The sequence below is a fragment of the Bacillus spongiae genome, assembly GCF_037120725.1.
Lineage (GTDB): Bacteria > Bacillota > Bacilli > Bacillales > Bacillaceae_K > Bacillus_CI > Bacillus_CI spongiae.
Map to the genome: position 1 here is coordinate 91,994 of NZ_JBBAXC010000017.1, position 8,449 is coordinate 100,442.

At 34.3% G+C, this 8,449-nt stretch carries 9 protein-coding genes; 7 read left to right on the forward strand and 2 right to left on the reverse strand.

Going from position 1 to position 8,449, the window contains the following annotated elements; translation table 11 throughout:
- The first annotated feature begins 996 nt into the window (after nucleotides 1–996).
- Nucleotides 997–4,275: a collagenase gene (locus WAK64_RS17975; RefSeq protein WP_336588380.1), complete on the forward strand. Its 3,279-nt coding sequence runs from the start codon at nucleotides 997–999 to the stop codon at nucleotides 4,273–4,275.
- A gap of 593 nt (nucleotides 4,276–4,868) precedes the next feature.
- Here WAK64_RS17975 and WAK64_RS22500 read toward each other — a convergent pair.
- Nucleotides 4,869–5,219 carry an IS110 family transposase gene (locus WAK64_RS22500; RefSeq protein ID WP_419465968.1) on the reverse strand — a complete coding sequence of 117 codons (351 nt, stop codon included), beginning with the start codon at nucleotides 5,217–5,219 and terminating at the stop codon, nucleotides 4,869–4,871.
- A 211-nt stretch (nucleotides 5,220–5,430) separates the two neighbouring features.
- On the opposite strand from WAK64_RS22500, the gene WAK64_RS17980 reads away from it, so the two are divergent.
- The 6 genes from WAK64_RS17980 (at nucleotide 5,431) to WAK64_RS18005 (ending at nucleotide 7,869) form a co-directional block, all read left to right on the forward strand.
- A complete protein-coding gene (locus tag WAK64_RS17980; RefSeq protein WP_336588381.1) occupies nucleotides 5,431–5,571 on the forward strand; it encodes a hypothetical protein in 141 nt (46 codons plus the stop codon).
- Nucleotides 5,572–5,760 carry a hypothetical protein gene (locus tag WAK64_RS17985; protein ID WP_336588382.1) on the forward strand — a complete coding sequence of 63 codons (189 nt, stop codon included), beginning with the start codon at nucleotides 5,572–5,574 and terminating at the stop codon, nucleotides 5,758–5,760.
- Nucleotides 5,761–5,893: 133 nt separating this feature from the next.
- Nucleotides 5,894–6,394: a hypothetical protein gene (locus tag WAK64_RS17990; RefSeq protein ID WP_419465969.1), complete on the forward strand. Its 501-nt coding sequence runs from the start codon at nucleotides 5,894–5,896 to the stop codon at nucleotides 6,392–6,394.
- 114 nt (nucleotides 6,395–6,508) lie between these two features.
- Entirely contained in the window at nucleotides 6,509–6,958 is a 450-nt protein-coding gene (locus WAK64_RS17995; protein ID WP_336588384.1) for a hypothetical protein, read from the forward strand.
- 60 nt (nucleotides 6,959–7,018) lie between these two features.
- Nucleotides 7,019–7,411 (forward strand): hypothetical protein, encoded by a 393-nt coding sequence (locus WAK64_RS18000; RefSeq protein WP_336588385.1) that lies wholly within the window; start codon nucleotides 7,019–7,021, stop codon nucleotides 7,409–7,411.
- Between the two features lie 161 nt (nucleotides 7,412–7,572).
- Entirely contained in the window at nucleotides 7,573–7,869 is a 297-nt protein-coding gene (locus WAK64_RS18005; RefSeq protein WP_336588386.1) for a hypothetical protein, read from the forward strand.
- Between the two features lie 284 nt (nucleotides 7,870–8,153).
- Here the strand turns inward: WAK64_RS18005 and WAK64_RS18010 are convergent.
- Nucleotides 8,154–8,449: transposase (locus tag WAK64_RS18010; protein ID WP_336588387.1), on the reverse strand; the 296-nt coding region annotated here is incomplete at its 5' end.

Below are 8,449 nucleotides of genomic sequence, written 5' to 3' on the forward strand. Positions count from 1 at the left end.
CATTTCAGAAGTTTTTTAAGGGTCTACTTAAATATGTTGACTTAGAGCAATATATAGTGATAAATAACTGGAAATGATAAAATAAAGGAAATTTTACATCTTTTTTTATTATTTTAAGCTTGAAGGTTAGGGAATAATGTAAAATCCAATAACAGCGAGAAAGAGCTACACATATTTACATAAAGTCGAAACAAGAAAAGGGATGCGGTACAATCGATTAACCCTTCTTTTTCCTTAATACTAAAATTGAGAATGTAACGGGCGGGCGGAATCACTCCTTCCCCCGACTAAAACCGTCTTTCCATAAAACACTCCGACCCAATACCACAGCATTTCTAGCAAATAAAAAGCGATTGAGCATCAGTCGTTGTACATTTCTCCACATAGTACAATATGTTTTAGCACTCCTTTCATACAATCTAGGCACGGAATTTATGAAGGGGTGTTACGTAAGGTATTACTAGTTATACCCTCGATTATGCATCCAACCGTGCAGTCTGCAATTGATGATTCAGACTCAGGTGAGATAGTATTAAGATCCTCCATATGAAGCACCAAACCACCAAGAATCCCGCTCTCATAGCACTAGGTCGTATATCACGGTAAAAAAGAAAAAAAACGCTCTAACCCATTCTACTCCTTGAGAAATATTTACAATTGCGAGTGTTTTTTCTTCCATTCCTTGAAAACATAGACGTCTACTCTGATTGTTAAAGAAGGAAAATTAATCGTAAAAATGTAGTGCGAGAAAAAATTAGAATAATTTTACAAAAAATAAACGAAATATTCTGATTTTATGTTACTGTTAACTAGTATTAATTTTTTTGTGAAAAATTAATGAATTTTACTAATATTTAATAGTATACAAATATGTATTGAAAGGGGGAATGTGTACGGAAAAGAATCCAATGATTCCATTCTATAGTCGATTGAACTTTACTTGCTTGTTTTAAATTTGAAAAAGAAAAAGAAAAAGATTAAGAGGAGGAAACTAAGTTGGATATACCAAATAAAAAATTAATAGGGAAACTGTGTAGTTCATTGCTGGTGGTTACGTTACTTTTTCCTGGATATGGTACAAGTTATGCCCAGGAAAAGGAGGAAAGTTCCCCCAATAGAGTGAAAAAATTAAATGATGTCTCCTTAATTGTGAACGATCGAACTCCTTTAAAAAGAAAAAGAGCCTTCATAGATACTACGGAAATGGAAGAAACGAAACATATTAAGCAACATGAAAAACTCCCTTCAATAACACCTTCTGCACCACCTTCACAAGCTCAAACAGAATCCCTTCAATCTATGACATTAGCAGATAACCACACATTCTCAGAACTTTTAACCTATACAGATGATGAACTTGTAGAATTACTTGCTACAATTTCAACGAATAATATAACCGATTTTTGGAGTTATAGTGATGATGCCGTGGCATTTTACCGCGATCGAAACCGGTTATTAACGTTACGAGATGCGATCATTGAAAGAGGATCTTCTTATACAAATCGTGATGATTTAGGACTTGCAACCCTAATAGAAGTATTAAATAGGGGTTTCTACATAGGTTTTGACTATGGAGATACTGAGTTAGCGTATTTAGAAGACTTATCTTTTAGAAATGAAATGAATAGTGCTATTAAAGCAGTGGTAAATAATCAGCATTTTGAACTTGGCACCGATAGTCAGGAGAGAGTATTAGAGCAAATTGGATTTTTAATGAACCATGGAACACCTGATGTCGACATGTTTAATGCGCTTCTACCAGTTGTTCAGGATTTTAATTCTCATGTTAATACGTATATTACAGATTTTTCAAAAACAGATGCTATATATGCGCTACTAAATGGATTTGAATATAATCTTTATTATAATTTTTTGAATGAATCGTATAGAGATGTTCAAGATGCTCCATGGCACGGGCGTGTAGACAACCTTTTAAATGAGATTGCTACTATTATAGAGTTCACTCAATTTTCGGGAACCGATCATGAATGGTTGATTGATAATGGAATTTGGATCATAGGAGAAGAAGGTAGATTCCATAGTGATCCAAACTTTTCAATAGATGTTTTTAGTGGTGCGATTAATGTATTCCCTAAATATACAGGTTTATATTTAGCCATTGCCGACCGACTTGAAGGTCTTGGTGGGAATATAAATTATGACCAAATTATAAAAGATTACGAAGATTATTATTATGGGGAGCACTATGTATTTGATGATGGAGAAATTATTATTAAAGCAGGAGACCGCGTAACGACCGAAGAAATTCAAAAAATATATTGGGCAGCGAAAGAAGAGAAAGCACAGTTTCATAGATATTACGGAACCGACACGCCTGTCGAGCAAGGAAATGCTGACGATGTACTTACTACGATTATTTACAATGACAAGGAAGAATATAAATTAAATCGATATATCAATGGGGTAGGTACCGATAATGGAGGAATCTATATAGAAAGCTGGGGAACATTCTTTACTTGGGATCGTGAAGTACCAGCTGATAGTATTTTTGAATTAGAAGAGTTATTTCGTCATGAGTATTTTCACTATTTGCAAAGTAGATATGTTGTTCCAGGTTTATGGGGAAGTACCCCTTTGTATACTGGTGATCGAATCGCATGGTTTGAAGAGGGTGGTGGGGAATTTTTTGCTGGATCAACCAGAACTGGTATAGAGCCAAGATCCACAATGGTAGAAGGGATCGCAGCAAATCCAGCAGACCGCTACACATTGGATCAGGTCTTACATGCATCATATAGCCTAGGGTGGGAGTTTTATGACTATTCCTATGCGTTTTATGATTTCATCATCAATAATCATATGGATATTTTTTACACTATAAATGAGCTGGTAAAGAACGAAGATGGAGCTGGATTCGATCGTTATATGGATGAATTATCAAGGAATTCAAGCTTAGAAAAAGAGTTTCAAGCTCATTTAAGTTACTTGTACAATAATCTCGATCAATATGGAGTACCGTCTGTCTCAAATGACTACCTTCTAAACCACTCTGTAAAATCATTAATAGAAATAGAAAACGAAATCATTACCGAAATAAATCTAAATAATGTTTCACAAGATACCTTTGCTTCCGAGTTCTTCGATACTTATACTCTAACAGGAGAGTATGTGGGAGGTACTTCAGGTGGTGAGGTAGCCGATTTTGAAGATATCAATCAAGCAGTTAATCAAGTAATCAGTGAGTTAAGCCGTACAGGGAAGTGGAGTGGTTATAAAACGTTAACAGCCTATTTTGTCAATCACCGAGTGAACTCAAGAGGGCAGTATGTGTATGATGTAGTGTTCCATGGAATGTATACCGGTAACACTACGGCGACGAACCTTGATCCAGTAGCTATCATTGGTGCAAATAGTCAAGGGACAGTGAACAATCCAATTCAGTTCTCTAGTACAGATGCTTATGATCCAGATGGTTCGATTGTAGAATTTGAATGGGATTTTGGAGATGGAAACAGTAGCATTGAATCCAACCCTTCACATATCTATACAGAAGCTGGGACATATACCGTCAGACTAACTGTTACAGATAATAAAGGAGCTTTTAGCAGCAGCAGTATGAGAATATCAATCAATGATGGAAATGTAACGACTGAAACTGAGTCAAACAATCGACAATCAGAAGCAAACGTTATGGGCTTCGGAGATCAGTTAGAGGGCTCTCTTGATTATGCTACCGGTAATGACCATACGGATTGGTACTACTTTGATGTAGATGAAAGAGGTGAAGTCACTATTGATGTAACGAAACTGAGCGGTACCGACTTCAATGTGCTTGTTGAAGATGCCAATGGAAATCGTTTAGCAGAACCATTAAACAATCCTATTTTTAATGCTTCACCTGGGCGATATTACATCGTTGTTTATACATGGTCTGGAGAATGGGTCGACTATTCCATAGCATTAAATGGGAATCAACCAGATACTGGTGGATCTTTCGATACGGAAACAGAACCAAATAATCGGAAATCAGCTGCAAACCTCATCAATACCCAAATAGGAGGTGCACTTGATTATGCAACAAATGACCATACGGATTGGTTCTATTTCGATGTAGAGACCAGCAGTGAAGTCATGATTCAACTAACGAAACTTAGTGGAACGGATTACAATGTTTTAGTAGAGGATGATAATGGAAATGTGATAGCCAACCCACTAGTTGATCATTCCTTTCATGTCTCACCAGGCAGATATTATGTCAGTGTTTATACATGGGAGGGAAATGCTGTCGAATATAAAATGGAGTTGACGAAGTAACGTTGAATCAATCATTAGGACATGAATAGAGAGAAGAAATCCCCTTTTAACAACTATCTCGAATCAGCTCATTTATAGGAAAGTGAGGGTAAACTTTACGATCCTCTAAATAAAATTGGACATAACTAATAAGCTTTAATCCCTTAATTTTAAGTTTTGTAAGTTATGCAATTAATTGTATTGAATTATGCGGTGTACATTTGTTTCTCCTTTAATATCGCATAAATTCAATCCAATAGCTTGTTAGCACAAGCTATGATGGCTACTTTGTGAGGCTTGCCCTCACTTTTTTTGTCAAAATACACTCGCATCTTTTCATTTCTATTATTGGTTAATCCTTGAACAGCTGTATAGATTGTCTAACGGAGCTTAATAGCTCCTCTTTTGGATTGTAGCTGTAAACTTACCAGATTGGTAAACTCTTGGATCAATTCTGGTAAGTGTGTCCCGTTCTGAAGACACTTTTAATTTCAAAGCCTTCTCATAAAACAACCCATACGTTTTTTTTCCTCCTATACTCTGCATTTCCTCAACTAATTATTCCGTTGGTACCTTTAATACATCATGTGGAGTAGGATAGAGGATTAGCGTTTTTAAGAATAAAGCACATATAAATTACAAAAAAACCCTTTATATTCAAGGAATACTAGGTCTAGTATCGTTTTGAACTGAAGTTTTAGTTGTACATAGTACCGTGTTAAAGAATCGTGTTGTCTATTCAGATTACTCAGGTTCATCGTTTTAACAATTTTCCGTTGATAGGCAACTAAGTCCTCATTGAAATACAACTCACACAAATGTTTCGCAACAGCTGTGTCTGATTTCACTTTTTGAAGACTACTTTCTTTCGATTCGTAAGAAATAACGGGATTCACTAAAAAGTACGTTCTTTTTTTTCTCGAGAGTCTGTAATATAGGTTTATGTTAGTGGACTGTAGATTCAAAAAGGAGATGCAATATATGAAGAATTGACAGGAAACTGTACCTCTATAGAAATAAAAAAAGACTATACTACAGTTATAGGCAATTTTTTCTTAGATAATATGGTTTCAAAATGTGTAATAGAAACAAAAGAACTAAAAAATATAGACTCCCTGATGGTAGAGAAAAGAATAGCAAAATAGAAAATTAATAAATTTTGAGGAGTGTTTATGAATGAAGGAGATTAAAAGTATTACACCAACGGGTATCACTTACATAAATGAGCTGGGTGCAGAAAAGTTTGTTGATTTTAACCTGTGTAATCAAAATTGGATAGCGTACAGAATAAGAACTGAGAAATTAGATGGTAAATAAGTGATTGAAATTAAACGGAAAGATAAGTGTATCGGTCAAAGAGATGTTAGCGCAGATCCAATGTTTATTGAATTCTTTACAAGACCTTTTACAAGATTTGAGTTTAAAGGGTCAGATTCAAGACAAGCATTTTCCTCACTTAAAGATGAACTCAATGCTGCTGGATGGACTACTCTAGACCAAAGTTAGGATTAAATGATTATTAGAATTGCTTGATTAATCAGGGTGAACGGCTTTATGTAAAGTCAATGAATACAATACATAATAATTAATTAAATGGATCAGACTGGTATTAAGTTTAATGACCATTAACAAGGGATGGATGGTGTTGGAAAACTTAGAGGTACTATTTATGGACTTTAATAAGAGGGATATAGATAGATTAGTATATGAAGAACTTAAATTCTCTACATTAAAAGTTAACTCATCACATTTTTATGATTATAATATAAAAAAAGATATCGGTTTTTCTCAAGTGAAAAACATAGAGCGAACCTTATCACCAAAAGGAACAGGTAATATTTTCTTAGAAGAATTACACCTAGGTATTTTATTGAAAGACATAGTAGTTGTGTTTTCGTTTGATAAACAATTAGGTGATATTGTATTTAACTTTCCAGAAAATCAATTACTAACAAATGAAAGGCACAAAAATAAGATAAGGTTGAAGAAGCTAGTCCATTATCTAGTTAATTTGAAGAAAAATTTCGATATTCCAAAAGTTATCATTGGTTACGAACCTGCAACTGATGAGGATACTTTATTAATTGAAATCAATGATACAACAACTAATTATGAGAATGAAATAGATAAAATACTATGAGCCATAAGGTTTTTATGTGTAGAATATCTATTAAATATGATATTTTTTAGCTAAAAAAAAGTAGTTTCCAAACTGACAACCAAATGACTTCTATTATCTTTAAAGGTGGATTGGATGCTTCTTTCCAATCTTCAAATTCTCCTAAAAACTCTTGATCCATTACTTCCAATACTTTACTGCCTAAAAGTAGTTATTCGGGCTTGTTTTTTAGATGGGGTACTTGGTGTAAGTTGGGTTGAAGGAGTTGAAATGACATCGGTTATTTTTATCAGGGATTATATTCAATTAGTTTTTGAAGGAATAAACGATACAGCTATTCTATCCACATTTACACTACCAACAGTCTATAATAATGATAATGCTTATAATATTGATACGAAGGGATATAGAGATGAACTATGTTCCTTAATAAACCAAAATGTAGAAAAAGTTTTATTACTTGAAGAAGCAATTCAGTTGATTTTTGAATTGGGCAGAACTATAGAAATTTCTTTACGTGAACAAGATTATGATAGTCCCGAGGCAGCCATGTTTAGGCGGGGGGATGAAAGGGTAGTTTGGTAGTATTCTCACTGGATAAGTTGAATTATTTATTGCCCTAAATAAATGTTGGAGCTGATGTCCATGCGAATCAAAATAATAAAGAATGAAGGAATGTATAATGACCAGAATATAATCCAATTTACATCTGAGTTTGGAAGCGAAGCAGCTATTTGGGTGGGTGAAACTGCCATAGAAGGACGAGAATACAATGTGGAGCTAGACATATCAACTAAAATAAAATGGAGAAAAGATGTAAAAAAGTCTGACAAGGAACGATATGCCATAAATAGCGATGGACTTTTCACGACTATAGTTTGTAAAGTTGAAGCCTTTTTTGAGGAAGCCTGTTGTTGTTTTAGGATCGGGTCAAGCATAGTTATAATTGAAATGGAGGGGGACCCTTACCCCAAAGGAACATTTGTTCAGGTAAAGGTATGTTCTCAAAGCTTTTATTTATATGATATAAATTTGTAGTTAGAAAAATCCTATTGAAAAAATAATATAAAGTTTAGTCAATTATAATAAATTTAGCCAATATAAAGCACTGTGATTAGTAAAACTGATATAAACCATCTATACTTTTAATCAGACTGACAAAGCAGAAGGGCGTTTTGTTATAGGCTGGAGGAGAAAAAATGGAAAATAAGTTACGAGAAGTATTGTCAATACTAGAAAAACTTAATTCTAAAACCAATATTGTAACGACGGACGATATTGATGATCAGTATGATAATTTGGAGGATTTGAAAGTTTTATCAAGTGAGTTAGACAAAGTACTAAGTGGCTTTAAAACTGTTAATCTAAATGATAGTACTAAAGTAAAGGAACTGTTATTTGAATTTCATAGAATTCTAAATACCTTCGAGTGGCATTTTTCAGAGATAAGTGACTTAAATATGAAAATAATACAAAAGTATAAAGACAAAGTGTAATAATCATTAGTATGAAAAGCCTATTAAAGTAATTTTCTTTTAAGGTTCTGTTAAATAAGGGTGAATGCCGAATCAAACGCTGATACATAACATTTTAGTCTCTTCACCATTTTCTGTGATTTGCACCCAATCCTAGAAATTAGTTAACGAGAGTGCGCAGCCGATCAGGCGATGTTCTTCTTCAGCTTGGAGACCACTTAGTTGGTAGAATAGGAGCTGTCAAGTGCTTTCCTTGACGGCTCCTATTCTACCAACTACCATCGGAAAAGCTGAAAAAGAAGAAATTAGAAAGTGTTTTCTTTATAGGTTTTTCCTGTACATTCAAGAAATACACGTAGCCTAAAACGTTCTAACCTTCGGTAACCATATGCTCGTCTTTTTATGTTCTTAATCTTGTGGTTGGTCCCTTCTGTTCGTCCGTTGGTAAAAGGGGAAAGAAAATATTGAAGAATTTCAGCCTTCCAATTTTCAAGCGTTTTCGCTACTTCCTGAAAAGAGGGAAAAGGGCTACTCCAAGCTAGTTGAATCCATTCTTCCAAAGAGTGTAGAGCCTCATCATAGTCGTCTAATTGATAAAAAT